Raw genomic sequence first — 26,256 nt, forward strand, 5'->3', positions numbered from 1 at the left:
ACATGTATTCGTATAATTGTGTGGTTTATGAACTATATCATTCAGATAGTAGATGGTCTGCATTCTTCTTTTTCCACTTCAACTTGTAGTAGAGAAGCTCTACAACGCAGCAGCACATCCAGCCCACCGGATATCCGAAACCAACCCATTTGGGGTCATTAACAATGTAATGTGTCAGCACGAAAAGGTATATCTGCCTTATTACAACAAAGGTCGCGATCATGATGACCATGGGGCCTCTTGAATCACCGCGGCCTCGGAGGGCAGCAGCGAGAGTGTGGTTTACGCAGTTTGCGATGAGGAAGAACACATTGGTCTGAATGAAAAGTGCTCCGAATTCAATAACCGACTCATCTGATGAAAAGAGTCTGATGGCGGGTCTTGCAAAAATGTAAAGCATAAGTGCAATAACAAAAGTAACAAAGGTTGAGAGTAGAATGGCGGTTCTGGTACCGCTTTCTGCTCTCTTTTCTTTTCCTGCACCGATGTTCTGACTGACAAAGGTGGTGGCAGCCATAGCTAAGCTGGACATAGGCAGCATGATGAAGGTGTCGAGTTTGTTGTAGCTACTCCAGCCAGCCATACAGCTTGAACCGAAGTGATTTATATAGGATTGAACGAATACATTTGAAAAGGCTGTGATAACAGACTGAATACCGGCGGGTAAGCCTACCATAAATATACTTTTCAGGATAGCCTTATCAAGCGTCAGATCTTTCCAAACAAGCTTGTAGATATCGTTTGTCCTTGTGAGGAGCATGAGTGTCAAAATGGCAGAAATAAACTGAGAAATGATGGTCGCATAGGCGACACCTGCAATCCCTGTGTGGAGACCTATTACGAAAACAAGGTCAAGCACGATGTTCATAAGGCTTGTCAGAATGAGGAACATAAGAGGCCTTGTGGTGTCTCCTACAGCTCTAAGTATTCCGCTTCCCATGTTGTAGATGAGAAGCCCTGAAAAACCAAGGAAGTATATTCTAAGGTAGGTGGTGGCTTCGGGCATTACATCATCGGGAGTTGCCATGAATTTCAGCATCGGAACGACACCTGCGCTTCCTATTATTGTAAATAGGACACAGAATACAAGGGTGGTAGTTATTGTGGTTTCGATTGCAAGATGTAGGCCTTTTAAGTCTTTGCCTCCAAAATATCTGGAGATCAAAACTCCCGCTCCGATTGAGAAGCCGTTAAAAAAGAACACCAGCATATTTACGATCATGGTGGTGGAGCCGACTGCCGCAAGGGCCTCTTTCCCTACAAAATTCCCCACCACGATTGAATCCACGGTGTTATATAACATTTGAAAAATATTACCGAACATAAGCGGCATGGAAAATGCGATGATCTGCATTAGTATGGAACCGCTTGTCATATCTCTTGTTGTAGTTTTCTGTGCCATCTTTAATATCCTTAATGCTGCTTTAAATTATTGAAAATCTGAGAATAATGTTTATTGCATAATACATATAAAGTGTAGCATAAAGGGATGGCATATTGTTGTACCAAAATTTGTTTCTTTAGGTTCCTTTTTATATAAGATAAGGGCTGCCTATCGGCAACCCTTAACTAAAAATCTATTTTTTGTTAATTTTGATAGTTGATAACAAATCTCTAATTTGCTCCATTTTTCTCTCTGGATGCGTTGCGTTATCTGGTACAGAATAGCATATCTCTAATATTTCATCATTATCATTATAGAGTAGTGTTGTATTGTTTTTTCCATAACTAGTGTTTGTGGCATATAAAACAGCGAATGTTTTTCCATCAATTTTTCTATTTGCTAATCTCTTATATTTGTGCGAATGTATGTTGGAATTATCATATTTAATGTACCATGCAACATATTTATCTAAGCCTTTTCCTTTTACATTATAAGCTGGCTCGACAGTATCAATATATAAGTAACCTCTATCGAGATAACGGCTATCTTTTGTGTGAAGAGAGATTTGATTTAAATTGGAATATACTTCTTCGGGTTTCCATTGGGATGAATTCCAACTGATACTAAATTTTTTACAACTAAAATGACCTTTGACTAAACCAAATTCTGTTTTAGCATTTTTTGATGGACTCGAAGCACTAAACGTATTTTTTTCTTTTCCCTTCTTATAAGCTTTTACCTTAAGTTTGTATTTTGTACCACTTTTAAGGCCTTTGATTTTATAACTGGTTACATTAGGATCATTAACAGTAGCAATACATTTATCTTTTGATTTGTTATCAGAAATATAGATTTTATAGCCGGTTGCATCCTCAACCTGTGACCATTCAACTGTTATAGAGTTCTTTGTTTTAGTGATATCTGTAATCTGAGGTTTACGTAACTTGAAATTTGAAGCTGCTAAGGAAGTTGTATTACAGGATAATATAAGTAGAATAACGACTGATAATAAAAATAGTAATTTTGGTAGACTTTTCTTAATATTCTTCATGCGTTTGCTCCTATATTATTCACCTGTATGAATCAAATTTGTCTAATGTGATTCCATCAGCTGCGTTTCTTTTCAGATAATCTGCCTGAAAAATAGACCCATTTCTTACATAATTACTAATGAATTTCTTGGCACTAGCTCTACTGTACTTATACCTATTGGGTAAAAACGCTGTATTATCTTCATATAACATATTATTGCCAGGATTATTCATGTATACGTCGATGTTGGAACAGTGGATTTCGCCATTGCGAACCTTAGTTATAAATTCGTCATATCGTTTGCTGAAGTCGCTTTTTTTCATTGTACCGTCTTTTATGGCCTGCTTATACAGTTGGAGAGTTAGTACTGTTCTGTGCGCATAAATATCACCAATTAGGTGAAGGGCAAGTCCTAATACCAAATATTGTTTTTCGAAATTTGTTGGATTATTTCCGTTTTTTTGTTTGTAAAGTTTGTATATTTCAGGAATTGTTTGAAGCAGGATATCTATATCACGTCTTTCATTCTGGTTTTTCATGGGTAGCTCATTTACAATTTGTGCTCTGCAATTTGCATCTGTCTGGTTGGAGATAGATATTTTTCTTGCATATAGCCATAAAGCATTAAGGCTAAGAATATAATTTTTGAAACCATGCAGTTGAACTTTGTCCACTTCTTTGTTATGGAGTAATGCATTATCAGCATTTTCAGATCCAAAGAGTAAGCATTTCTGGATTAGCGCCTGGTTTTTGCTGGAATGATTGCTAAAATACTCCATGACATATGGTGCGAAAGTGCTATGTCCCCTTCCAGTGGCGTCTTTGTTTGCCCACAGAGATGCTCCGATTAAATCATCCTCACCAGCTTGTTCAGATGATTCACCGTTGAGTTCATTCTCATTGCCTGAGGAGATTAGTTCATCCTCCAGATTCCGTTCCCCGCTAGATGCGGCATGTACTGTTGCCATCGGAGTTGAAACAGTAATAATACTCGCCATCAATAATGCTACTACTTTTTTCATAATAAATACCTCTCTTTATTTTTTCTTGAATCAGAAGAATGATTCATGTATTTATTATAGATATCTAAAATCTAAATATCAATACTGTTATCAATAAAAGATAACAGTATTGATATTCGTTTCGTTAGTCATCAATCCAATGAGGATCCACCCATTTATGATTTAGGCTATCCCACCTTCTATGTTGCTTTTTTCCATGATACACTCTAGTTTTAGTTACTATGGCTTTGGCTCTTGTAATAGAATCTGCAATTACTGTATTTGGACACATCGATTTGGCAACCATGCCCTGATTATTTCCACAAAATATGAAGCATATTCCCATAAGAATTAAATATTTTTTTGCTTTTTTCATTTATATATCACCTTTCCACCATATTTAATAAACCACTCAATATCGTCATCTGTTGCGGATATCGTTGTCCCGTCTTTTAAGAATATTGTGGCATTTCCACTTTCTGAAACAGCAATATAGTCAGTAGTCATGTCGATTTCATAGCAATCAGAATCTTCAATAATATCTTCTATTGGAGGATTATAATTGGGTTGAAGAATAAATATATAAGAACAAAAAACAATGGATGTTACCAGGATTGGAATAAAAATGATTGCTTTTTGAAAATGTGTATCGGAATAATCTTTTATTGTTTCGAATCTCTCCTTTATATATATGGATTCATTTGATACAAAGTTTAAAGCTGGTTCACATGAAGTAATACATATATGTTCTGAATTTTTATTCTTTAATACGGTCAGTAAAGTTGTTAGATAATCTTCCCTTGCCTTTGAAGACATATTTGAAAGAACAGCTTTGTCACATCTGAGCTCTATAGAATGAATGAAGTCCTTTTTTAATAAATATATGCATGGATTCCAGAAAAGAAGGCATGAGGCGATATTTATCAAAAGTTTTTTTAGCGAATCTCGATTCAGGATGTGGATATACTCGTGTTTGAGTATGTAATATAACTCTATGTCCTCATAAATATTTTGGTAATTTAACGGCAAAATAATTGCAGGTTTGAATATTCCTATACTGATGGGACTATCTATACAGTGCGATGCTAAGAGCCTTGGGTGGATTGGATGATTTCCTTCGCTTATTATTTTGCTAAGAAGAGCTGTTGTATTTTTGTTTGTTATGCGTTGGGTGCGTTGTATGGCTTTGTTGGCTTTACCATAGTAGATGATAAGGCGAGTTATAAATAATAGAACAATGATAAAATAAATGAAACTCGCTATTTGCCAGCCCCAAAAAACTGCTCCATATATTTGTATGGACTTAGAGAACAGAATATCAGTAATTGGCATTAGTAATTGGAATTTTACAGGAACTGCAAAAGGAAACTCTAATGGAACCAAAGCGCGGAATGTGCATAAACCATATATAAAAACAAGACCAGAAAGACTTAATACTCCAATTTTAAAAAAGTTTTTTCGGAGGAAGTAAATGATAAAAATACATAAACTGCTAGCCAGTATTCCCGTAAAAAAATCAACAAATATATTTATTGTTGTCATACCTGTTATATCCTCTCACATATCCCGCATTATTGTTCTTTCAATTCATTTATGACATTTTGAAGGTCATCTATTAATTCTTTACGCTCTTTTTTACCTTTTGGAAGCTCATTTCCCATGAAAGCAAGCGCTATTGCGCTTAATGATTTAATGCTCATTCCATCCTCTTTCATTTTTCCGGCAAGATATTCTTCCTTGGTAAAAGCTGAAGTGAATTTCCTTGCGTACTGTGTGTTGTACTGCTCGAAACCATTTACGACGATAAATTCTTTGCTGATAAGACTATTGATTATTCTGAAAACTGTTAGTTTATTCCATTTCTCAGGATCCAGTTTTGAGAGCATGTCTGTGCTTGTCATGGCTTCAGAGCTTTTCCATAATAGTTCCATTAGTTCTTTTTCGCGTGGATTCAAATCTTTACTTTTCATGATTACCTCCATATATAGATTTGGTCCTGCGGAACGCAGGATTCTTGAACGCATTTTCATTTTTTGTTCAAGAAAACAGTTTTTGTAATTAATTGTTAAAAATGTAATGTATTATCATTTTATAATATCAGAAATACTTTTTCTATATATTGTTTGGAATTATTTTTTTAAAAACATCTTGCAAGAATTAAATTAATATAGTAGTGTATCTAAAAGATATGACAATTCAATATTGTGACATTTCTCTTATTCAGAGTGGTGGAGATACATAGGATCTGTGAAGCCACGGCAACCCCGGACAGCCGGAAGGTGCCAACCTGAGCGTAGTGAGTAAGTGATCGAGTATCGGCTTGCAACATATTTGCCGATAGGATCTGCGAGCAATAAGAGGATTTGATTATCTGATATCAGGTCCATTTGGCTACGCAACCAGATGGACTTTAATTTTTGTTTGAGCGCTGTGAGCGCAGAAAGGAATCTTAAAATGGCAGAAAAGTTTATTTTTACTTCTGAGTCAGTTACAGAGGGCCATCCCGACAAAATTTGTGATAACATCTCTGATGCTATCCTTGATGCATGCCTCGCACAGGATCCCATGAGCCGTGTTGCATGCGAGACAACTACTTGCACAGGTTTTGCTCTTATTACAGGTGAGATCACAACCAAGGCTGTTGTAGATTATGCTAAGATCGCAAGAGATACAATCGTTGAGATCGGTTATGACAGCTCAGAGAAGGGCTTTGACGGTAACACATGTGCTGTTATGGTAGCTCTTGACCAGCAGTCAGCTGATATCGCTATGGGTGTTGATAAGGCTATCGAAGCAAGAGAGAACAAGATGACTGACGAGGAGATCGAAGCAATTGGTGCCGGCGATCAGGGTATGATGTTCGGCTATGCTACAAACGAGACAGAAGAGCTTATGCCTTATGCTATCTCACTTGCTCACAAGCTTACAAAGAAGCTTACAGATGTTCGTAAGGACGGAACTCTTCCTTATCTTAGAGCAGACGGTAAGAGTCAGGTTTCTGTTGAGTATGATGAGAATGGTAAGCCCGTAAGACTTGAGGCTATCGTTGTTTCAACCCAGCACGATGATAAGGTTACTCAGGAGCAGATCCACGCTGACATCAGAAAGTATGTTATCGATGCAGTAGTAGATAGCGCTATGGTTGACGACAATACAAAGATTTATATCAATCCCACAGGCCGTTTCGTAATCGGCGGACCTCAGGGTGATGCAGGTCTTACAGGTCGTAAGATCATTGTTGATACTTACGGCGGAGCTGCTCGTCACGGCGGCGGTGCTTTCTCAGGTAAGGATTGCACAAAGGTTGACCGTTCAGGTGCTTACGCAGCTCGTTACGTTGCAAAGAACATCGTAGCAGCAGGCCTTGCTGACAAGGCTGAGATTCAGCTTTCATACGCTATCGGTGTTGCACAGCCTACATCAATTCTTGTTGATACATTTGGCACAGGTAAGGTTTCTGATGAGAAGCTTACAGAGGCTGTTCGTAAGGTATTCGACCTTCGTCCTGCAGGAATCATCAAGATGCTTGACCTTCGTCGTCCTATTTACAAGCAGACAGCAGCTTACGGACACTTCGGCCGCAACGATCTTAACCTTCCTTGGGAGAAGACAGACAAGGCTGAGGAGCTTAAGAAGGCAGTTAACGCATAATGCATTTATACTGAAAAATGCACTAATCTAAAAGTGTTTTTTCTGACACCCTCTATTCTGAGATAATCAGCATAGAGGGTGTTTTATATGGTATATTGAATAGGTGATGTTTTTGGATAGGAGAGAGACATATATGGACTTACTGAAAAAATTTATCCCGTATTACAAACCATATATCGGAGTGTTTTTGCTGGACTTAGTAGCGGCATCGATTCTGTCGCTGATCGATCTGGTTTTTCCGCAGCTGCTGAGGGTTCTTCGGCAGACGCTTTTTCTTGAGGCTCCTGAAAAGGTTATTGCAGGAGTGATGAAGCTGGCAGTAGTGATGCTTATTATGTACATAGTGAGATTTTTGTGTAAGCACTATGTAACTTATCAGGGACACATGATGGGAGCCCGCATGGAATCGGGGATGAGAAGCGATCTCTTCGAACAGTTCGAGAGATTCTCTTTTTCTTACTATGATAAGAACAACACCGGCGAGATGATGAGTAAGCTTGTGTCAGACCTTTTTGATATATCAGAGCTTGCGCACCATGGTCCGGAGAATATCTTCATATCCACAGTTAAGCTCTTGGGTTCTTTTATTATTCTTATGACAATGAACGTACCGATGACGCTGATCCTTGTAGCGATTGTAGTGTGTATGGCCTTTTTCTCATATGTACAAAACGGAATCATGCGAAGGACTTTCTTTGATAACAGGAAAAAGATTGCCGGTATCAATTCTTCTCTTCAGGACACACTTGGCGGGATTCGCGTGGTTAAATCCTTCACCGGTGAAGACATAGAGAAAGCGAAGTTTGAAAAGAGCAATGAGGCCTTTCTTGAATCCAAAAAGGCAAATTATAAGACAATGGCGATGTTCTTTGCGGGAAACAATTTCTTTGAAGGACTTATGTATATCGCGGTAATTGTTTTCGGCGGACTCTTCATTGCGAAGGGAACCTTGTCTGTAGAGGATCTTGCGGTTTATGCGTTGTACATAAACGTGTTCATAGGACCGGTCATGATACTTATCGAGTTCACAGAGCAGCTTCAGAAGGGCGCTGCGGGATTCCAGAGATTTCGCGATGTGATGGATGTGGTGCCTGAGATTGAGGATGCTCCTGATGCGGAAGTTCTGACAGACTGCAAGGGAGATGTGGATTACGAGGACGTATCCTTTTCTTACAATGACGATGAGGAGAGAGTTCTGGACCACATAGATCTTCATATTGATGCAGGAAAAAAGGTTGCGATAGTCGGTCCCTCAGGCGGAGGAAAATCTACCATATGCAGCCTGCTTCCGAGATTCTACGATGTTACCAAGGGCACTGTGAAAATTGATGGCAAGGATGTAAGATGCCTTACACAGAAATCTTTGAGAAGTGTCATTGGTATCGTACAGCAAGAGGTGTATCTTTTTAATGGAACCATTCGTGAGAATATCGCCTACGGCAGGGAGGGAGCCAGTCTTGAAGATATAATGGATGCAGCGAAAAAGGCTGACCTTGATGAGTTCATATCTTCTCTTCCTGACGGATATGACACTATGGTTGGCGAGCGTGGAGCAAGACTCTCAGGTGGACAGAAGCAGCGCATTGCTATAGCAAGAGTATTTCTTAAGAATCCGCCAATATTGATCCTGGATGAGGCAACCAGTGCTCTGGACAATGAATCCGAGCGATATATACAGGAAAGTCTGGACAGACTTGCAGCCGGTAGAACCACGATCACAATTGCCCACAGACTTTCTACTATTAGAAATGCAGACGAGATTATCGTTCTGGACTCCGACGGAATTCAGGAGAGGGGCAACCACAGACAACTCCTTGAAAAAGACGGAATCTACGCAAAGTATTTTTATATGCAGGTAGGAATTGCATAATAAGTAATCACTTAGCGAGGTCCTTACGAGCTTAGTGTACTACTTAGTTCCGGCGAGCGACGCGAGAGCGGAACTTCATTGTTGATGAGGTAATATACATGTCATTTGCACACTTACACGTACATACCGGATATTCCCTGTTGGACGGATCCAACAAGGTTGCCGATTATGTAAAAAGAATAAAAGAACTCGGGATGACAGCAGGTGCCATAACGGACCACGGAGTCATGTACGGAGTTATAGAATTTTATAAACTGGCGAAAAAGGAAGGTATCAAGCCTATTATCGGCTGTGAGGTATATGTTGCACCTGGTTCTCGCTTTGAGAAGGAGATGGGAGTAAACGAAAACAGATACTACCATCTGGTGCTTCTTGCGGAAAACAATAAGGGCTATGAGAATCTTTCACATATAGTAAGCCGTGGTTTTACGGAAGGCTATTACTATAAACCCAGAGTTGACCTTGAACTTTTAAAAGAGTTCCACGAAGGTATTATCTGTCTTTCCGCTTGTCTTGCAGGTGAAGTGCCCAAGGCAATAACCAGAGGGGATCTGGATGAGGCAAGGGCTGCCGCCAAAAGATATGATGATATTTTCGGGCATGGCAACTTTTTCCTTGAAATGCAGGACCACGGCATCTCAGAACAGCATGCTGTGAATTCAGCGCTTCTTACATTGTCTAAGGAGCTGGATATTCCTCTTGTGGTTACGAATGACTGTCACTATACCTATGCTGAGGATGCTGAACCTCACGATCTTCTTTTGTGCATACAGACAGGTAAAAAGGTTGGTGATGAGGATCGAATGAGATATGTCGGCGGGCAGTATTATGTAAAGAGCGAAGAGGAAATGCGGCTTCTTTTCCCTTATGCCCAGGAGGCGATTGAAAATACACAGAGGATTGCTGACAGGTGTAACGTTGAAATTGAGTTCGGCGTGACAAAACTGCCTCACTTTGAGGTACCGGAAGGCTATGACTCCTGGACATATCTTAATAAGCTTTGTAATGATGGATTAAAGGAGCGCTATCCCGAGGACGACGGAACGATCAAGAAGCAGCTTGACTACGAGCTTTCCGTAATTCAGAGGATGGGCTATGTAGACTATTTCCTTATCGTGTGGGACTACATTAATTTTTGCCGTGAGAATGGAATTGCGGTAGGACCGGGGCGTGGTTCGGCAGCAGGTTCCGTTGTTTCATATTGTATACATATTACAAATATCGATCCTGTTAAGTATGACCTTCTGTTCGAGCGATTCTTAAATCCCGAGCGTGTATCCATGCCTGATATAGACGTGGATTTCGAGTATGAACGCAGACAGGAAGTAATAGACTACGTCACAAGAAAATACGGTGCGGATAAGGTTGTACAGATCATCACCTTCGGAACCCTTCAGGCAAAGGGAGTTATCCGTGATGTGGCAAGAGTTCTTGACCTTCCCTACAGCTACGGTGATAACCTTGCCAAGATGATTCCGGGCGAGCTGGGGATGACTTTGGGAAAAGCACTTGAGATGAATGCAGAGCTAAGGACCATGTACGAATCGGATCCGCAGGTTAAGCATCTGATAGATATGTGTAAAAAGCTTGAGGGACTCCCCAGGCATACATCAATTCATGCAGCGGGCGTTGTTATATGCCAGAAGCCTGCGGAAGACCTGGTTCCTTTGTCTCGTTCTGCTGAAGGAAACCTGACCACCCAGTTTACCATGACTACCATAGAAGAGCTCGGACTTTTGAAGATGGACTTCCTCGGACTTCGTACCCTTACGGTAATAAAGGATGCGACGAGGTTTGCCAACGAATCAATAGGGGCAAAGCCCGGGGATCCCAACTACATAGACATAGATAAAATTGATTATGATGACCCTGAGGTCCTTGCAGCGATAGGAAGCGGACATTGTGAGGGCGTATTCCAGCTTGAAAGTGCCGGCATGCAGTCTTTCATGAAAGAGCTAAAGCCCCAGTCACTGGAGGATATCATAGCAGGTATCTCACTTTATCGTCCGGGTCCCATGGACTTCATTCCTAAGTATATAGCAGGTAAAAAGGATAAGCAGAACATATCCTATGCTGCTCCGCAGCTTGAGTCGATCCTTGCTCCTACCTATGGATGTATTGTCTATCAGGAACAGGTTATGCAGATAGTTCAGAAGATGGGCGGATACACCCTTGGAAGAGCCGATGAAGTAAGACGTGCCATGAGTAAGAAAAAGCTTCATGTCATGGAGGTTGAGCGCGAGAACTTCGTTAACGGAAACGAGGAAGAGGGCGTTCCCGGATGTAAGGCAATCGGTGTGTCTGCTGATGTTGCAAATGGAATATATGATTCCATGATGGACTTTGCAAAGTATGCCTTTAACAAATCTCACGCAGCATGTTATGCGGTTGTATCAATGCAGACCGCATGGCTTAAATACTATTTTCCGGTAGAGTTCATGGCGGCACTTATGACATCTGTTATAGATAATCAGGGAAAAGTGTCCTATTACATAATGACCTGCAGAAATGCAGGAATAGAACTTCTTCCTCCTGATATAAATGAAGGCTATGCAGGTTTTTCAGTTGCAAGATATGATGAAAAGGAAAATAGCGCTTCAGGTTCCGGAGAGGGAAGGAAGAATACTAATCCTAAGACTTCCGGTAAAGCCATAAGATATGCTCTTACTTCCATCAAAGGAGTGGGAAGACCCATAATTGACTCTATTGTCAGAGAAAGGGAAGCAGGCGGAAAATTCAGAAATATAAATGAATTCCTGTCAAGAATGGAGCCTTACGGTGACATAAATAAGAGGGCAGTGGAGAACTTCATTAAAGCAGGTGCGCTCGATAGCCTCGGAGGCACCAGAAAACAGATGATGTGCGTCTATGCCAAGATGATGGATCAGCTTCACGATAAGAATAAGAACAGCGTAGCGGGACAGATGTCACTGTTTGATTTTGCGCCAAAGGAAGTTAAGGAGCAGTTTGAGATAAAGCTGCCCGATGTCGGGGAATATCCCAAGGACATGCGCCTCGAATTTGAGAAGGAAGTACTGGATGTATATCTTTCGGGACATCCTCTCGAGGAATATGAAGGACTCTGGAAAAAGCATATTACCGCAAAAACCACGGACTTTTATCTTGACGATGAAACAAACAGCACGGTAGTCAGGGATAATTCAACGGTGACTGTAGGCGGAATAATCTCAGATAAAAAGACAAAGTACACTAAGACAGACCAGGTTATGGCATTCATTACACTTGAGGATCTTGTGGGCACTATCGAGGTAATAGTTTTCCCCAAGACCTATGAATCAAATGTGGGCAGATTAAATGATGATGCCAAGGTGTTTATTCAGGGGCGCGTAAATGCTGAGGAAGACAAGGATGCAAAGCTTATAGCATCGAAAATACAGCTTTTTGACGAAGTGCCGAGAAACCTGTGGGTTCAGTTCGATAATAAAGAGTCATATGAGAAAAATGCAAAGCTTCTTGAAGAGACACTGCTTTCAACAGTGAAGGGACCGGGGGCAAGAGATCAGGTAAATATTTACCTTAAGGAAACAAAGCAGATCAAGAAACTCTCATCTTCACTTAAAGTAAAAGCCGATGACGAGACCCTTGCAATCCTTGCGGAAAAATTTGGGGCCGAAAATTTAAGAGTTGTTTAATTAATAAAAAAAGCTAAATTTCTCTACTACGCAATTGCAGATTGCAGAATTTTGCGCTAATATATTAGCGTAAAAAGTGACAAAGAATTATCAATTACGAGGTATTACCTGATATGGCAAAAGAAATCAAAACAATCGGAGTTCTTACCAGCGGTGGTGACGCGCCCGGAATGAATGCAGCAATTCGTGCTGTTGTTCGTAAGGCTCTTGCAAACGGACTTAAGGTAAAAGGTATTAAGAAGGGCTACCAGGGACTTCTTAATGAAGAGATTTATGACATGGATCGCAGAAGCGTTGCTGATATCATTCAGCGAGGCGGTACAATCCTCGGAACTGCAAGATGTATGGAGTTCACAACTGAGGAAGGCCAGAAGAAGGGCGCTGAGATCTGCAGAAAGCACGGTATCGACGGAATGGTTGTTATCGGTGGTGACGGTTCATACAGAGGTGCTCAGAAGCTTTCAGCTCAGGGTATCAACACAATAGGTCTTCCCGGAACAATCGACCTTGATATTGCATGTACTGATTATACAATCGGATTTGATACTGCTATAAATACAGCGATGGATGCTATCGATAAGATCAGAGATACATCTTCATCACATGAGCGTGTAAGTATCGTTGAGGTTATGGGACGTCATGCAGGATATATCGCTCTTTGGTGCGCAATCGCTAACGGAGCTGATGATATTCTCCTTCCTGAGAAATATGACTACAACGAACAGCGTATTATTGATAACATTATTGATAACCGTAAGAGGGGTAAGACACACCATATTATTCTTAATGCTGAGGGCATCGGACATTCAGCTTCTATGGCTCGCCGTATTGAGGCAGCTACAGGTCTTGAGACCAGAGCTTCTATCCTTGGATACATGCAGCGTGGTGGTAGCCCGACCTGTAAAGACCGTGTTTATGCTTCCATGATGGGATGCTATGCTGCGGATATTCTTACAGCAGGTAAGACAAACCGTGTAGTAGCATACAGAAACGGTCAGTTCGTTGATTATGACATTGATGAGGCACTTGCTATGAAGAAGTCTATCAATGAATATCAGTACGAGATCAGTAAGATATTATAATAGAAACAAAAGCCTTAAAGGCTTTAATTGTTATGAAAGCCTTCCCCATTGCGGGAAGGTTTTTTCAATAATTACGAACCTTCTCCCTAAGGGGAAGTTGGAATGAGGTTTTATGATCACCAGCACAAACAATTCCAGAATAAAAAGAATCGCAGAATATAGTAAAAAAGCAAAAGCAAGACGCGAGGACGGAGTATTCCTGGTTGAAGGAATACGTATGCTCAGAGAGGCTCCGTTAGAGGATATCAGAGAGGTCTATGCAACATCTCATTTTCTCTCTAATCTATCTGCAGAGGACAGCAATATAATAGAAGAAATACAATCGGATGAGGGTATAAGCTTTGAAGAAGTGTCAGACGACGTTATGCGAAAGATGGCTGATACCCAGACTCCTCAAGGTGTAATTGCTGTGGTAAAGCAAAAGAAGTGGACTCTGCAGGACGTAATAAATGGTGGAGCAGTTAGTAATGCTCCGCTGCTTTTGATCCTGGAAAATATTCAGGATCCCGGTAATCTCGGAAATATGTTCAGGACCGGGGAAGGTGCAGGAATCACCGGAATAATCATGAGTAGTGACATGGCTGACGTATACAACCCGAAGGTTGTGCGTTCAACAATGGGAGCGATTTTCAGGGTTCCTTTTATTTATGCAGATTCTATACCGGACACGGTGAAAAATCTGAAAGACAGTTATGGAGTGACCAGCTATGCTGCTCATCTTCGAGGTAAAAAGAATTACGATCAGATAGATTACAAGAATGCAACGGCCTTTATTATAGGTAACGAAGGCAACGGACTTACAAAGGTAACGGCAGATGCAGCAACTGATTATGTTTTAATTCCAATGCTGGGAAAAGTAGAGTCAATGAATGCAGCTACATCTGCAGCAATTTTGACATTTGAAGCGGCAAGACAGAGAAGACAGTAAAGAATATCCTACAACATTTAGCCAGATAAAAACATGCATTTACAGAAATAGAGAGGAGGACTTGGTATGACAATTGGATTTATCGGACTTGGTAACATGGCGAAGGCACTTATGGGAGGCATCATTTCCAAGGGGATTTTCGATCCTCAGGATATTATCGGTTCAGACCCGATGGAAGCGGCAAGAGAAAGCACTGCAAAAAAATTCGGAATTCAGATAAGAGACAATAATTCAGACGTGGCAAAGGATGCGGATGTAATCCTTCTTGCTGTAAAACCTCAGTTTTTAAAGGTTGCAATTGCAGACATAATGGATGATGTGGATGACAGTAAGCTGGTGATAAGTATTGCTGCCGGAAAAAGTCTTGAGTGGATCGCGAAGGAATTTGAAAAGCCTGTAAAAATCGTAAGAGTTATGCCTAATACTCCCGCACTTGTAGGAGAGGGATGCGCTGCGGTTTGTCCCAACAATCTGTGTAATGATTCGGATCTTAATGTTGCGCTTGAGATTTTGAGAAGCTGCGGTACCGCAAATGTTGTGACCGAGAATCTGATGGATGTGGTTACGGGAGTAAGCGGATCATCACCTGCGTATGTTTTTCTTTTTATCGAAGCTATGGCAGATGCTGCAGTACTTGGAGGAATGCCCAGAAAGCAGGCTTATGAATTCGCAGCGCAGGCAGTACTTGGAAGTGCCAAGATGGTGCTTGAGACAGGTAAGCACCCGGGAGAGCTTAAGGATATGGTATGCTCACCTGCAGGAACAACGATTGAAGCTGTTAAGGTAATGGAAGAAGCCGGATTCAGAGGCATCGTAATGGATGCGGTTCAGGCCGCTGTTGAGAGAAGTAAAGAACTGTAAAAAACTATAATTTACACTAAAAATGGCAGACGAAATTTAGTATATTTTTATAGCGTATAAAAGTTGCAACAATTAATAATGCTTGTATTTTCAAGGGCTCCCTGATATTCAGGGAGTCTTTTTTATGATAATTTTGGCTATAATTTGACAAAAAAACATATATTTGTTACAATGGCGAAGTGTTTTATTTTAACAATTTGTAACATTTTTAAAAAGGAAGCAAAAAAACATGAAAAAAGCAGGAACGTTAATGCATGTAGGTCTGGCATTCGCAATGGCGATTATATTGTTCGGAACTTCCAACAGCCAAATTGTAAAGGCTAGAACAACAAGTATTTTAACGAGTAATGATGTAGGTGTCGGAAACCTTTTAAATCCTACAGAGGTTGCAGAGATTTCTGATGAAGAAGTTGAAAAGGCTCATGAGTTTGCCCAGAGCATCAATGACGAAGCTATGGACGAAGAAGAGTATGAGGAAGAAGAGGAATCTTCCAAATTAGTAATGGCAAATGTTTCACTGGCCATGAATATCCGGGTTTCACCTGATGATGAATCTGAAAAGGTCGGAGTACTTTACAAGGATTGCGGCGGTAAGATCATAGAACAGCAGGATGGTTGGACTAAGATCCAGTCCGGTGATCTGGTAGGCTGGGCCAAGGATGATTATCTGCTTTTCGGAGAAGAGGCAGAGGCTCTTGCACAGGAAGTTGGCGTACAGCTTGTAACAAGTAAATGTGATGCTCTTCGTATCAGAGCAGAGGATAATGATGAAGCTGAGGTTCTTGGTGTGATAACTGATAACAGCTTCGTCGATATGGTTGAGGATCTTGGTAATGGCTGGATAGCAGTTGATTACAATGACCAGACCGGATATGTGCAGACTGATTTTGTAGCTACAGATTTCAGGATTGACGAAGGCGAGACTATCGAAGCCATAGCTGCAAGAGAAGCTGAAGAAGCAAGGAAAAAGGCTGAAGAGCAGGAAAAAGCCGAGAAGGCAAAGCTCACTCAGAATACAGGTGCTGTTTCGGCATCTACAGATGAAGCAAGACTCCTTGCAGCACTTATTTATTGTGAAGCAGGTAACCAGTCCTATGAAGGTAAGGTTGCTGTTGGTGCGGTTGTTATGAACCGTGTTAAGAGCGGAGCTTATGCCGGAACTATTCCCGGAGTTATTTATGCATCCGGTCAGTTTACACCGGCTCTTAACGGATCTGTTGACAGAGTATATGCGGGAAATATTCCTGATAGTTGTATACAGGCTGCACAGGCAGCACTTGCAGGCGAGACGACCTGCGGAACAGCTACACACTTCAGACGTGCCGGAGGCCATGACGGTCAGGTTATCGGTGCTCACGTATTCTGGTAATAGTATTTTTAAATTTCGTTTTGTGGTAAAATAAAAGCCTGATTGCGGATATATCTGCGGTCAGGCTTTTTGCTTTATACTTTTTACACTATAGTAAAAAAGGATATCTGATTAACAGTCGGCAGATATAGACAGGCATTAGAACGGACTAAGTCAGATATAAATATGCATATATAGAAGGAGGAGTTATCATGGCAGTGAATTTGCACGGAAGAGATTTTCTTAAATTACTTGATTTTGAACCTGAGGAAATAGAGTATTTACTTGACCTTTCGGCAGAACTAAAAGAAAAGAAAAAGAACGGTGTTCTTCATGACGAATATCGGGGAAAGAACGTAGCGCTTATTTTTGAAAAAACAAGCACACGAACAAGATGTTCTTTTGAAGTGGCTGCACATGACCTTGGAATGGGAACTACCTACCTTGATCCTACAGGCTCTCAGATAGGGAAAAAGGAAAGCATAGCAGATACTGCCCGTGTACTTGCAAGTATGTACGACGGAATCGAGTACAGAGGCTTCGGACAGTCAATTGTTGAAGAGCTTGCAAAGTATTCAAAGGTACCGGTATGGAACGGACTTACAAATGAATTCCATCCGACCCAGATGCTGGCAGATCTTTTAACAATCCGTGAGCATTTCGGAAAATTAAAAGGCATACATATGGTATACATGGGAGATGCAAGATATAACACAGGTAATTCACTTATGGTAGCCTGTGCGAAAATGGGAATGCACTTTACAACATGTGCTCCGAAGAAGTACTGGCAAAGCGAAGAGCTTGTTAATACCTGCAGAGAGGTTGCATCAAAGACAGGAGCAGTAATCGATCTTATCGAAGATCCTATGGAGGCAACCAAAGGAGCAGATGTTATTTCTACAGATGTGTGGGTTTCCATGGGTGAGCCCGATGAAATCTGGGAAGAGAGAATAAACGACCTTAAGCCCTATGTAGTAACTAAGAGTATTATGGACAATGCCGGAGAACAGGCAGTATTTATGCATTGCCTTCCTGCTTTTCATGATCTCGGAACAGGCATTGGCAAGACGATAAAGGAAAAGTTTGGACTTAATGAGATGGAAGTAACGGATGAAGTATTTGAATCATCTCAGTCCATAGTGTTCCAGGAAGCAGAGAATCGTATGCATACGATCAAGGCTGTAATGTATGCAACAATTTAAAAAAGAAAGATATGGCCTGACTATAAAATGGTTCACTAAGGCAGATATGACAGTAAGATGAATATAGATAAAATCCGGACAATGATCGATACCAGATGGGTAGCGAAGGAAGTTTCATTCTTTGATATAATAGACTCAACTAATAACGTAGCGAAGGCAGCAGGCGATGAGGGCAGACAAAGTGGATTTCTTGCAGTGGCTGATCGGCAGGATGCCGGAAGAGGAAGCCGGGGCAGGAAATGGATAAGTCCTTCTGGGTACAATATTTTCATGAGTCTTATGATAAGACCTAAGATTCCGATGGATAAGGCAGCAGGACTGACACTTATCATGGCACTTTCGATTGCTGAAGCTATCGACGAAGTTGCCGGAGTAAAGACAAACATTAAATGGCCAAATGACATTGTTTTGAATAAGCGAAAAATCTGTGGTATTCTTACAGAACTTCACATGGAACCTGATCAGAAGGATTATTTCGTGGTAATAGGAGCCGGAATAAATGTAAATCAGCCAATAGAACTTTTTCCTGAGGAGATAAGAAATACCGCAGGTTCTGTTTTTTCAGAGACAGGCAACAATACAGACAGAGCAGCTCTTATTGGGGCTTGTATGAAGCATTTTGAGAGCAACTACGAGAATTATGTGAAGGCGCAGGACTTAAGAATGCTGAAGAATACCTATGAAAGCAGGCTTATCAATATAGGAAAAGAAGTAAGAATTCTTGACCCAAAGGGAGAGTATGAAGCAGTAGCAGACGGAATAACAGATGAAGGTGCACTCGTTGTAACCTGTAAAGACGGAAGGCGCACGGAGATAAATGCCGGAGAAGTAAGCGTCAGAGGCCTTTACGGGTATGTATAAAAGGGCTGGGATGCCGGAGGTGAATATGCTTTTAGCAGTAGATGTTGGAAATACAAATATCGCATTTGGTGTTTTAAAAGGAAAGAAGATTGTTGCTTCTTTTCGTATGATGTCGCAGACAGAGCATACTTCTGACGAATATGGCAATAATCTGATCGCAATGCTCAGAAATAACGGAATAAGCAGGGATGAAATTGATGGAATTATAATTTCAAGTGTAGTTCCAAAGGTAATGCACGCACTTGTAAATTCCATGGTGAAATATCTTGGAAAACAACCATACATAGTGGGCCCCGGAATCAAAACGGGAATAAAGCTGCTTATAAAAAATCCCAATGAAGTGGGACCTGACCTTGTGACAGGAGCTGTAGCCGGACAGGAGCTTTATGGAGGCCCGGCAATAATTATTGATTTTGGAACAGCAACGACATATGTACTTATAAATGAGCAGGGTGATTTCCTTGCGGGAGTTGTAAGCCCCGGAATAAGGATTTCCGCAAAAGCCCTTTGGCAGGATACAGCAAAACTTCCTGAAATTGAGATCAAAAAGCCGGACAGTATTCTTGGACAGGAAACCATAAGTTCAATGCAGGCAGGACTTGTTTACGGACAGATCGGACAGACCAAGTACATCATCAATGAGATGAAGCGTGAATCCGGTCTAAAGGATATAAAGGTTATTGCCACAGGCGGACTTGGAAGACTTATTTCAGAAGAATGCGATGAAATCGATGTTTATGATCCGAATCTGCTTATACATGGACTGCGCATTATCTATGAAAAAAACAAAAAAACTAAACCGAAGAATGATGAATTTGAACCGGGGGTATAATGAGTAATAAGGAAGAAAAAGAAACAAGAGAAGTTTATAAGGAAGAATCCCGTCCGGGTGATGAGGAGAGGATCCATTCAGATACTTTAAATGCGGACAAGGGTACGGGAAGACGACTTATAATTAATAAGGAGACAGGTAAGATTACCAATGCAGAGACCGGTGAAGAAGTATCAGATATTCAGGTTGTAACCGAGGATGGTTCACTTGGAAGTGTATCTGCAGGAGGGAGAATAATTCTTTGCGGTGCCAATGCATATGAGATGAAGTATTACTTTAATCCTCTTTTCAAGAAAATTCCGGAGAGTATTCAGAAGGAGCTGCATATCATAAGTGTTCTTTTTACACAGGAGGCAGGTGGCATTTTCACTATCGAGTTTGAAGATGATGGAATGATCACAATGGAGACGACCAGGAGTGAAGAGGACATCACATATGATGAAGTAAGTGCCGGACTTTTGATAGGTGAAGTCAGAAGACAAAGACAGGATCTGTTCGAGGCACTTCAGATGTATTATAAGGCAATGATCCTTCATGAGGATATGAGCGAGATTCTTAGCGAGGACGACGAGTGAGATACAATGATTACCTGCATCCGCTAATGATAGGAGATGTGGAATTAAAAAATAATATAATACTAGGACCAATGGCAGGGGTATCAGACCTGCCATTTCGTCTGCTCTGCAGTGAGATGGGAGCAGGTCTTGTATGTATGGAGATGGTCAGTGCTAAGGCCATTACTTACAGAAACAAAAACACGGATAATATGATGGAGATACATCCTGCTGAGAGACCGGTTTCCTTACAGCTTTTCGGCAGCGAGCCTGAGGTTATGGCAGAGGCTACAAGAATGATTTCCGAAAAAAATTACGACATCCTTGATATAAATATGGGATGTCCTGTTCCAAAGGTGGTTGGAAACGGTGAGGGGTCAGCACTTATGAAGAACCCGGAGCTGATCGGAAAAATAGTTAAGGCTATGGTGGAAGTGACAGACAGACCCGTGACTGTAAAAATCAGGAAAGGCTTTACAGAATCAAGTGTAAATGCAGTGGAATGTGCAATTGCCGCAGAGGAGAACGGAGCAGCAGCAATTGCTGTGCACGGAAGAACAAGAGAACAGTACTACAGTGGAAATGCTGACTGGTCGATTATAAAAAAGGTAAAGGAAGCGGTAAGAGTTCCCGTAATAGGAAACGGTGATGTTACTGACGGAGAGAGCGCAAAGGCATTAATTGAAGAGACAGGCTGCGACGGAGTTATGATTGCAAGAGCAGCTGAAGGGAATCCCTGGATTTTCCGTGAGGTTATAGCTTATCTTGAAAATGGAAGTGTTCCTCAAAGACCCACTATGCGGGAAATGTATGATATGGTCATACGTCATGCGGATTTACAGCTTAAATATAAGGGCGAGTATATCGGAATAAGAGAAATGAGAAAGCATATGTCCTGGTATACAACAGGACTTCCGGGTTCAGCTAAATTCAGAGCGATGATAAACCAGATGAATGATATGGATTCACTTAAGGAAGCATGTGCTGTGGTATTTGGTGTTAATGACTATATATAGATAATTATTATATGATGTGGGTGTCAAAAGTATAGAAACACCCTAAAAATGCACATTGATAACTGAATAAAGCTATGTTTTAGTGCTGATCTGCGGTAAAATATTAGTATCAAATCCAGTATTTAACGAGGTTTCAGCCATGTCATTCATCTTAAATGATCATCAGCAAGTGTCTCTTTTTGATTCTCTTACATTTCTCTCAGAAAGAAAACAGAAGATGCTTGAAAGTTCATGGGCTCATCAGTTTTCGCAAGAGATCTTTGTAAACATCAATGAGATGCTGTTTGCTCCATTATACAGCAGTAGTACCAACTCAAGACCAAACGCTCCAATAAATGTTATCGTTGGCGCAATGATGCTTGCTGAGTTCAATGGCATTTCTGAGGATGAGATGATCGAAACCATGGAGTTTGATTTCCGTTATCAGTATGCTCTTCATACTACCAGCTTTGAGAAGCAGCCAATCAGTGACAGGACTTTCAGCCGTTTCCGTGAAAGAGTCTCAGCTTATGAACTTGTGACTGGTATCGACCTTGTTCATGAGTGTTGTATGGTTTCGCTTTCTGATCATATCTGCAAGTTCATGGACTTAAACCCTAACATTAGACGTATGGACAGTATGATGATTGAGTCTAACATCAAGAAGATGGGACGTCTGGAACTGTTGTATACCTGCTTGTCAAATCTTGTAGCAAGCCTTAAACGAGGCGGTTACAATGACAAGATCAAAGGGTTGGAAGCTTATGCGGATCCTAACAACAGGAATCGTGTCGTATATTACGAAAAGGATATCCCTCAGTCAGAACGGATTCAAAAAGTAATCGATGATGCGGTCAAACTTCTTCCAACATGTAAGGATACCCATGGAGAAACCACTGACTATCAACTGCTTGAAAGAGCAATCTCAGAACAGACCAAGGATGATGGCAATGGCCATATCATTCCGAAAGATAAAGGTGAAATGAATGCCACTATTCTTCAGAATCCAGCTGATCCGGAGGCAACCTTCAGAAGTAAGGCTGGTAAAGAGCACCGCGGATATGTAGCCAATCTCACAGAAACTGTTGGTGAAAATGGATCCATTATCACAGACTACCAGTATGATGTGAATACCAGAAGTGATGCATCATTCATCAAGGAATACATCGACAACCAGGAAGAATCTCCTGAAGCTATAGCGCTTATAACCGATGGAGCTTATGACAGCCATGAGATAAAAATGCAGGCTGCTAAAAAAGGCATTGCAGTTTTCTCAACAGGCCTTATTGGTAAACAACCAAATCCTATACTTGCTGAATTTGAGATCACAACTGAAGGTACGGTATCAAAATGTCCTGCTGGAAATGTTCCAAAGAGCACTTCTTACATAAAACAGACAAACAGCGCACGAGTATCTTTCACAAGAGAAACATGTGAAAACTGTCCGCACCGATGTGAATGCAATCCGAAGCTGAAGAAGCGGACTGCCACAATGGTTATATCCTTAAACTCCAGAAAACGTTTGTTAGGATCTTTGGAGATTCTGGATGATGATACCAGAAATAAAATCGGCAGAATCAGGAACGGTGTAGAGACTTCACCGTCAATCCTCAGAAATAAATATGGCGTTGATAAAATGCCTGTCCGTGGAAAGCTAAAGACAAAATACCGCTTTGGCTTTAAAGTTGGTGCCCAAAATTTCGCCAAACTGATGCGGTTTATTAAAGGTAAATCGAAATGCCGGGCATTGGTTATGGAATGACGGTAATAAAGGGGATGAATATGCTCCTCAATAAGGAAATCTGTCATCAAACATAGTTTTATTCAGTTATCAATGTTCAAAATACATGTCAAGGTCACGTATAAATGTGACTTTTGGCACCTACATCATTATATTAATAAAAAGTTATTTTGACTTTATATAATTATTCATATATAATGCTATGGATTGTAAGTGAGTATAACACGGACATAGTGTCCGTATTATTTATCATATAGTAGTATCTATATGGTAAATCGCTCTGCGAGGATGCGCACTTGTGCATAATAAAGGTGCTGCTTACTGCAGCCGGCTCGGCGCTGGAATTTCGCAAGCGAAATTCATATAAGAAAGGGTACAGAAATGGAAGAGAAAAAGAACATTTTAACCTATGAAGGACTTAAAGCTTACGAGGATGAGCTTCACGATCTTAAGGTTGTAAAGAGAGCAGAAGTTGCTGAGAGAATCAAGGAAGCACGTGAGCAGGGTGACCTTTCAGAGAACGCCGAGTACGATGCAGCTAAAGATGAGCAGCGTGACATTGAGGCTCGTATCGAGGAGCTTGAGAAAATCCTTAAGAATGCTGAAGTCGTAGTTGACGAGGACGTTGATCTTGATAAGGTAAGCGTTGGTGCAAAGGTAAAGCTTCTTGACGTTGATGCCAATGAGGAAGTTCAGTACAGCATTGTTGGTTCTTCAGAAGCTAACAGCCTTAAGGGTAAAATCAGTAACGAGTCACCTGTAGGTAAGGCACTTATCGGTGCAAAGGTTGGAGAAGAAGTCATCGTTGAGACACAGATGGGTGACTTCAAGTATAAGGTTCTTGAGATCGTTCGTAAATAAGAATTCCTGAACAGAGACTTAGAAGTGCTGTTCAGATATTAAGAACATTTCTTGATATAACAATAGTTAAAAAAGCAGGGGTAATGAAAATTTGCCCCTTTTTTACATTTTGAAATAGTTATTAAGTCAAACCAATTAAAATCAGTTCGTGATCATTATCGATGAGAGAAATGAAGCGAGGACAAATGGCCAAAAGCGTCAGATGAGTGGATTGGCTGGAAAGAGGAGAAAAGTGGCAGAAAATCAGAATCAGCAGAAGAATCAGCAGAAGACAGAAGATATTAACCAGCTTAAGAAGGTTCGTCGTGAGAAGCTCGCTAACCTTCAGGCTGAGGGTAAGGATCCTTTTCAGATCGTAAAGTATGATCAGACACATCATGCACAGGAGATCAGAGACAACTTTGATACATTGGAGGTTGTACCCGAGACAGATGCAGAGGGTAAGCAGATCACTCCCGAGCTTTCAGATATTCCGGCAGAGAAGGTTGTATCTCTTGCAGGACGTATGATGAGTAAGCGTGTAATGGGTAAGGCATCTTTTGCTAACCTTCAGGATAAGTCCGGACGCATGCAGCTCTATGTTTCAAGAAATGATCTTGGAGAGGAGAGCTACGCTGCATTCAAGAAGATGGATATCGGTGATATCATCGGCGTTAAGGGCTTTGCTTTCAGAACAAAGACCGGAGAGATTTCTGTACATGTTAAGGACCTGACACTTTTATCCAAGTCACTTCAGCCTCTTCCGGAGAAGTTCCACGGACTTACAGATACAGAGATACGTTACAGACAGCGTTACGTTGACCTCATCATGAATGAAGAGGTTAAGGAGACTTTCATCAAGAGGTCTCAGATCATCCAGGAAATCCGTAATTTCCTTGCAGGCAGAGACTTCATGGAGGTCGAGACACCTATGCTTGTTGAGAACGCAGGCGGTGCTGCAGCAAGACCTTTCCTTACACATTACAATGCACTTGATGAGGAGAGAAAGCTTCGTATCTCACTTGAGCTTTACCTTAAGAGACTTATCGTAGGCGGTCTTGAGAGAGTATTTGAGATTGGTCGTGTATTCAGAAACGAAGGTACAGATACCAGACACAATCCTGAGTTCACACTTATGGAGCTGTACCAGGCATATACAGATTATGAAGGAATGATGGAGCTCACAGAGAGCATGTTCCGTTACCTCGCTGAGAAGGTTTGCGGCACAACTCAGATTCCTTACGGTGACAACATCATCGACCTTGGTAAGCCATTCGAGCGCCTTACAATGAACGATGCTATCAAGAAGTATGTAGGTGTTGACTTCGACGCTGTTAAGACAGATGAAGAAGCAAAGGCTATCGCTAAGGAACATCATGTTGAATTCGAGGATCGTCACACTAAGGGCGACATCATTAACCTCTTCTTCGAAGAGTTCTGTGAGGAGAAGCTGATCCAGCCTACATTCATCATGGATCATCCGCTTGCAATCTCACCTCTTACCAAGAAGAAGCCTTCAGATCCTGAGAAGGTTGAGCGTTTTGAGCTCTTCATCAACACATGGGAGATGTGCAACGCATACTCAGAGCTTAACGATCCTATCGATCAGAGAGAGCGTTTCGCAGCTCAGGATGCCAATGCAGAAGCCGGTGATGAAGAGGCTGAGCATACAGATGAGGACTTCCTCAATGCGCTTGAAATCGGTATGCCTCCGACGGGCGGTATCGGTTATGGTATCGACAGATTGTGTATGCTGCTTACTAATAGTGCGGGAATTAGGGATGTGTTGCTCTTCCCGACACTAAAGCACATCGACTGAAAAAGCCAGTAACCATGCGGCTTCCAAGCATGGGATACGGATTTTGACAACAATTTGACAACACTTTGATGTCTAACGTGGCTAAAACTTACCAAGTTATGTCAGATAGACAAAAATGATCATAGAGAGACATAGGCTTACATTAAGTAATGAAAGCTGCTTTTTAGAAAGTAAAAATTTCTAAGAAGCAGCTTTTTTGTTTGGCTTTTTCTGAATGATTCTCTTCGGCACAAAAAATAAAAAGGAGAAAAATCATGGGAAAGAAAAAAGCAGACGAACCACATTTTGACATTAATAAGGACTACATGGCAGAAGATGAGCGAGACACAGAAACAAGAACCGTAATTCAGGAAAAACTTGTGGTAAGGACATTGAACAAGAAATTTTTAAGGTACCGAGATGCTGAGCTTGTTTACAGCCTGGAACACAAAAAGCTTCTTGAGATGGCTGATCAGTGCGGAGCCATTTACAGAAGAGATGGGATTGTCCTGATAAACAGGGATATTTTTGATGAATACCTTGAAAAATTCCATCAGCCTGCCGGTCTCTATCAGACAAATGGAAATAGAGAGAAAAAGGTATTAGAGGACAGGGAGGGTTGA

22 protein-coding genes and 1 riboswitch are annotated in these 26,256 nt (G+C 41.2%); of the genes, 16 read left to right on the forward strand and 6 right to left on the reverse strand.

From position 1 onward, the window contains the following. Positions 1-37: 37 nt before the first annotated feature. The 6 genes from BV60_RS0118420 to BV60_RS0118445 all read right to left on the reverse strand — a co-directional run bounded on the left by BV60_RS0118420 (position 38) and on the right by BV60_RS0118445 (position 5,387). A complete protein-coding gene (locus BV60_RS0118420) occupies positions 38-1,402 on the reverse strand; it encodes an MATE family efflux transporter (protein ID WP_029324077.1) in 1,365 nt (454 codons plus the stop codon). 175 nt (positions 1,403-1,577) lie between these two features. After that, positions 1,578-2,435 carry a fibronectin type III domain-containing protein gene (locus tag BV60_RS0118425; RefSeq protein ID WP_029324078.1) on the reverse strand — a complete coding sequence of 286 codons (858 nt, stop codon included), beginning with the start codon at positions 2,433-2,435 and terminating at the stop codon, positions 1,578-1,580. A gap of 19 nt (positions 2,436-2,454) precedes the next feature. After that, on the reverse strand, positions 2,455-3,438 hold the full coding sequence (locus BV60_RS0118430; protein ID WP_029324080.1) for a hypothetical protein: 984 nt from the start codon (positions 3,436-3,438) through the stop codon (positions 2,455-2,457). 124 nt (positions 3,439-3,562) lie between these two features. Beyond that, positions 3,563-3,793 (reverse strand): hypothetical protein, encoded by a 231-nt coding sequence (locus tag BV60_RS0118435; RefSeq protein WP_029324082.1) that lies wholly within the window; start codon positions 3,791-3,793, stop codon positions 3,563-3,565. After that, positions 3,790-4,959 carry a M56 family metallopeptidase gene (locus BV60_RS0118440; protein ID WP_029324084.1) on the reverse strand — a complete coding sequence of 390 codons (1,170 nt, stop codon included), beginning with the start codon at positions 4,957-4,959 and terminating at the stop codon, positions 3,790-3,792. The genes BV60_RS0118435 and BV60_RS0118440 overlap by 4 nt, the downstream gene beginning before the upstream one ends. A gap of 29 nt (positions 4,960-4,988) precedes the next feature. Then, on the reverse strand, positions 4,989-5,387 hold the full coding sequence (locus BV60_RS0118445; protein WP_029324086.1) for a BlaI/MecI/CopY family transcriptional regulator: 399 nt from the start codon (positions 5,385-5,387) through the stop codon (positions 4,989-4,991). A 243-nt stretch (positions 5,388-5,630) separates the two neighbouring features. Further along, positions 5,631-5,724, forward strand: a riboswitch (SAM riboswitch). Positions 5,725-5,871: 147 nt separating this feature from the next. On the opposite strand from BV60_RS0118445, the gene metK reads away from it, so the two are divergent. The 16 genes from metK (at position 5,872) to BV60_RS0118525 (ending at position 26,256) form a co-directional block, all read left to right on the forward strand. Then, positions 5,872-7,068 carry a methionine adenosyltransferase gene (gene metK, locus BV60_RS0118450; protein ID WP_029324088.1) on the forward strand — a complete coding sequence of 399 codons (1,197 nt, stop codon included), beginning with the start codon at positions 5,872-5,874 and terminating at the stop codon, positions 7,066-7,068. Between the two features lie 133 nt (positions 7,069-7,201). Next, complete coding sequence (locus tag BV60_RS0118455; protein WP_029324090.1) at positions 7,202-8,938, forward strand: ABC transporter ATP-binding protein; 1,737 nt, start codon at positions 7,202-7,204, stop codon at positions 8,936-8,938. Between the two features lie 98 nt (positions 8,939-9,036). Next, entirely contained in the window at positions 9,037-12,591 is a 3,555-nt protein-coding gene (locus BV60_RS0118460; RefSeq protein ID WP_029324092.1) for a DNA polymerase III subunit alpha, read from the forward strand. Between the two features lie 113 nt (positions 12,592-12,704). Continuing rightward, on the forward strand, positions 12,705-13,673 hold the full coding sequence (pfkA, locus tag BV60_RS0118465) for a 6-phosphofructokinase (RefSeq protein ID WP_029324094.1): 969 nt from the start codon (positions 12,705-12,707) through the stop codon (positions 13,671-13,673). Positions 13,674-13,785: 112 nt separating this feature from the next. Beyond that, positions 13,786-14,601: a TrmH family RNA methyltransferase gene (locus BV60_RS0118470; RefSeq protein ID WP_029324096.1), complete on the forward strand. Its 816-nt coding sequence runs from the start codon at positions 13,786-13,788 to the stop codon at positions 14,599-14,601. Between the two features lie 66 nt (positions 14,602-14,667). Beyond that, positions 14,668-15,462, forward strand: a complete 795-nt coding sequence (gene proC, locus BV60_RS0118475) for a pyrroline-5-carboxylate reductase (protein ID WP_029324097.1) — start codon at positions 14,668-14,670, stop codon at positions 15,460-15,462. 229 nt (positions 15,463-15,691) lie between these two features. Further along, positions 15,692-16,831, forward strand: a complete 1,140-nt coding sequence (locus tag BV60_RS0118480; RefSeq protein ID WP_029324099.1) for a cell wall hydrolase — start codon at positions 15,692-15,694, stop codon at positions 16,829-16,831. A gap of 197 nt (positions 16,832-17,028) precedes the next feature. Further along, complete coding sequence (gene argF / locus BV60_RS0118485) at positions 17,029-18,012, forward strand: ornithine carbamoyltransferase (RefSeq protein ID WP_029324101.1); 984 nt, start codon at positions 17,029-17,031, stop codon at positions 18,010-18,012. Positions 18,013-18,069: 57 nt separating this feature from the next. Beyond that, positions 18,070-18,873, forward strand: a complete 804-nt coding sequence (locus BV60_RS0118490; RefSeq protein WP_029324102.1) for a biotin--[acetyl-CoA-carboxylase] ligase — start codon at positions 18,070-18,072, stop codon at positions 18,871-18,873. Between the two features lie 25 nt (positions 18,874-18,898). After that, positions 18,899-19,705, forward strand: coding sequence for a type III pantothenate kinase (locus BV60_RS0118495; protein ID WP_029324104.1), 807 nt, complete (start codon positions 18,899-18,901; stop codon positions 19,703-19,705). Then, complete coding sequence (locus tag BV60_RS23895) at positions 19,705-20,280, forward strand: DUF6145 family protein (RefSeq protein ID WP_242841005.1); 576 nt, start codon at positions 19,705-19,707, stop codon at positions 20,278-20,280. Before BV60_RS0118495 ends, BV60_RS23895 begins: the two co-directional genes overlap by 1 nt. 26 nt (positions 20,281-20,306) lie before the next feature. Continuing rightward, complete coding sequence (gene dusB / locus BV60_RS0118505; protein WP_035777888.1) at positions 20,307-21,275, forward strand: tRNA dihydrouridine synthase DusB; 969 nt, start codon at positions 20,307-20,309, stop codon at positions 21,273-21,275. 139 nt (positions 21,276-21,414) lie between these two features. Continuing rightward, positions 21,415-23,016 (forward strand): transposase, encoded by a 1,602-nt coding sequence (locus BV60_RS0118510; RefSeq protein WP_029324109.1) that lies wholly within the window; start codon positions 21,415-21,417, stop codon positions 23,014-23,016. Positions 23,017-23,376: 360 nt separating this feature from the next. Then, positions 23,377-23,856, forward strand: a complete 480-nt coding sequence (gene greA, locus BV60_RS0118515) for a transcription elongation factor GreA (protein ID WP_029324110.1) — start codon at positions 23,377-23,379, stop codon at positions 23,854-23,856. A 232-nt stretch (positions 23,857-24,088) separates the two neighbouring features. Next, the gene (lysS, locus tag BV60_RS0118520) at positions 24,089-25,654 is read left to right on the forward strand and encodes a lysine--tRNA ligase (protein WP_029324111.1); all 1,566 of its coding nucleotides are present in this window, start codon (positions 24,089-24,091) and stop codon (positions 25,652-25,654) included. Between the two features lie 254 nt (positions 25,655-25,908). Next, the gene (locus tag BV60_RS0118525) at positions 25,909-26,256 is read left to right on the forward strand and encodes a DUF6462 family protein (protein ID WP_330376171.1); all 348 of its coding nucleotides are present in this window, start codon (positions 25,909-25,911) and stop codon (positions 26,254-26,256) included.

It is taken from the genome of Butyrivibrio sp. AE3004 (assembly GCF_000703165.1).
Taxonomy (GTDB): domain Bacteria; phylum Bacillota; class Clostridia; order Lachnospirales; family Lachnospiraceae; genus Butyrivibrio.

Coding starts and splice junctions, on each gene's coding strand:
- dusB (WP_035777888.1), top strand. CDS start 20,307: ATGATAGGAGATGTGGAATTAAAAAATAATATAATACTAGGACCAATG.
- proC (WP_029324097.1), top strand. CDS start 14,668: ATGACAATTGGATTTATCGGACTTGGTAACATGGCGAAGGCACTTATG.
- BV60_RS0118455 (WP_029324090.1), top strand. CDS start 7,202: ATGGACTTACTGAAAAAATTTATCCCGTATTACAAACCATATATCGGA.
- BV60_RS23895 (WP_242841005.1), top strand. CDS start 19,705: ATGAGTAATAAGGAAGAAAAAGAAACAAGAGAAGTTTATAAGGAAGAA.
- BV60_RS0118480 (WP_029324099.1), top strand. CDS start 15,692: ATGAAAAAAGCAGGAACGTTAATGCATGTAGGTCTGGCATTCGCAATG.
- BV60_RS0118435 (WP_029324082.1), bottom strand. CDS start 3,793: ATGAAAAAAGCAAAAAAATATTTAATTCTTATGGGAATATGCTTCATA.
- BV60_RS0118440 (WP_029324084.1), bottom strand. CDS start 4,959: ATGACAACAATAAATATATTTGTTGATTTTTTTACGGGAATACTGGCT.
- metK (WP_029324088.1), top strand. CDS start 5,872: ATGGCAGAAAAGTTTATTTTTACTTCTGAGTCAGTTACAGAGGGCCAT.
- BV60_RS0118510 (WP_029324109.1), top strand. CDS start 21,415: ATGTCATTCATCTTAAATGATCATCAGCAAGTGTCTCTTTTTGATTCT.
- BV60_RS0118445 (WP_029324086.1), bottom strand. CDS start 5,387: ATGAAAAGTAAAGATTTGAATCCACGCGAAAAAGAACTAATGGAACTA.
- greA (WP_029324110.1), top strand. CDS start 23,377: ATGGAAGAGAAAAAGAACATTTTAACCTATGAAGGACTTAAAGCTTAC.
- BV60_RS0118420 (WP_029324077.1), bottom strand. CDS start 1,402: ATGGCACAGAAAACTACAACAAGAGATATGACAAGCGGTTCCATACTA.
- pfkA (WP_029324094.1), top strand. CDS start 12,705: ATGGCAAAAGAAATCAAAACAATCGGAGTTCTTACCAGCGGTGGTGAC.
- BV60_RS0118490 (WP_029324102.1), top strand. CDS start 18,070: ATGAATATAGATAAAATCCGGACAATGATCGATACCAGATGGGTAGCG.
- BV60_RS0118460 (WP_029324092.1), top strand. CDS start 9,037: ATGTCATTTGCACACTTACACGTACATACCGGATATTCCCTGTTGGAC.
- BV60_RS0118425 (WP_029324078.1), bottom strand. CDS start 2,435: ATGAAGAATATTAAGAAAAGTCTACCAAAATTACTATTTTTATTATCA.
- BV60_RS0118495 (WP_029324104.1), top strand. CDS start 18,899: ATGCTTTTAGCAGTAGATGTTGGAAATACAAATATCGCATTTGGTGTT.
- BV60_RS0118430 (WP_029324080.1), bottom strand. CDS start 3,438: ATGAAAAAAGTAGTAGCATTATTGATGGCGAGTATTATTACTGTTTCA.
- BV60_RS0118470 (WP_029324096.1), top strand. CDS start 13,786: ATGATCACCAGCACAAACAATTCCAGAATAAAAAGAATCGCAGAATAT.
- BV60_RS0118525 (WP_330376171.1), top strand. CDS start 25,909: ATGGGAAAGAAAAAAGCAGACGAACCACATTTTGACATTAATAAGGAC.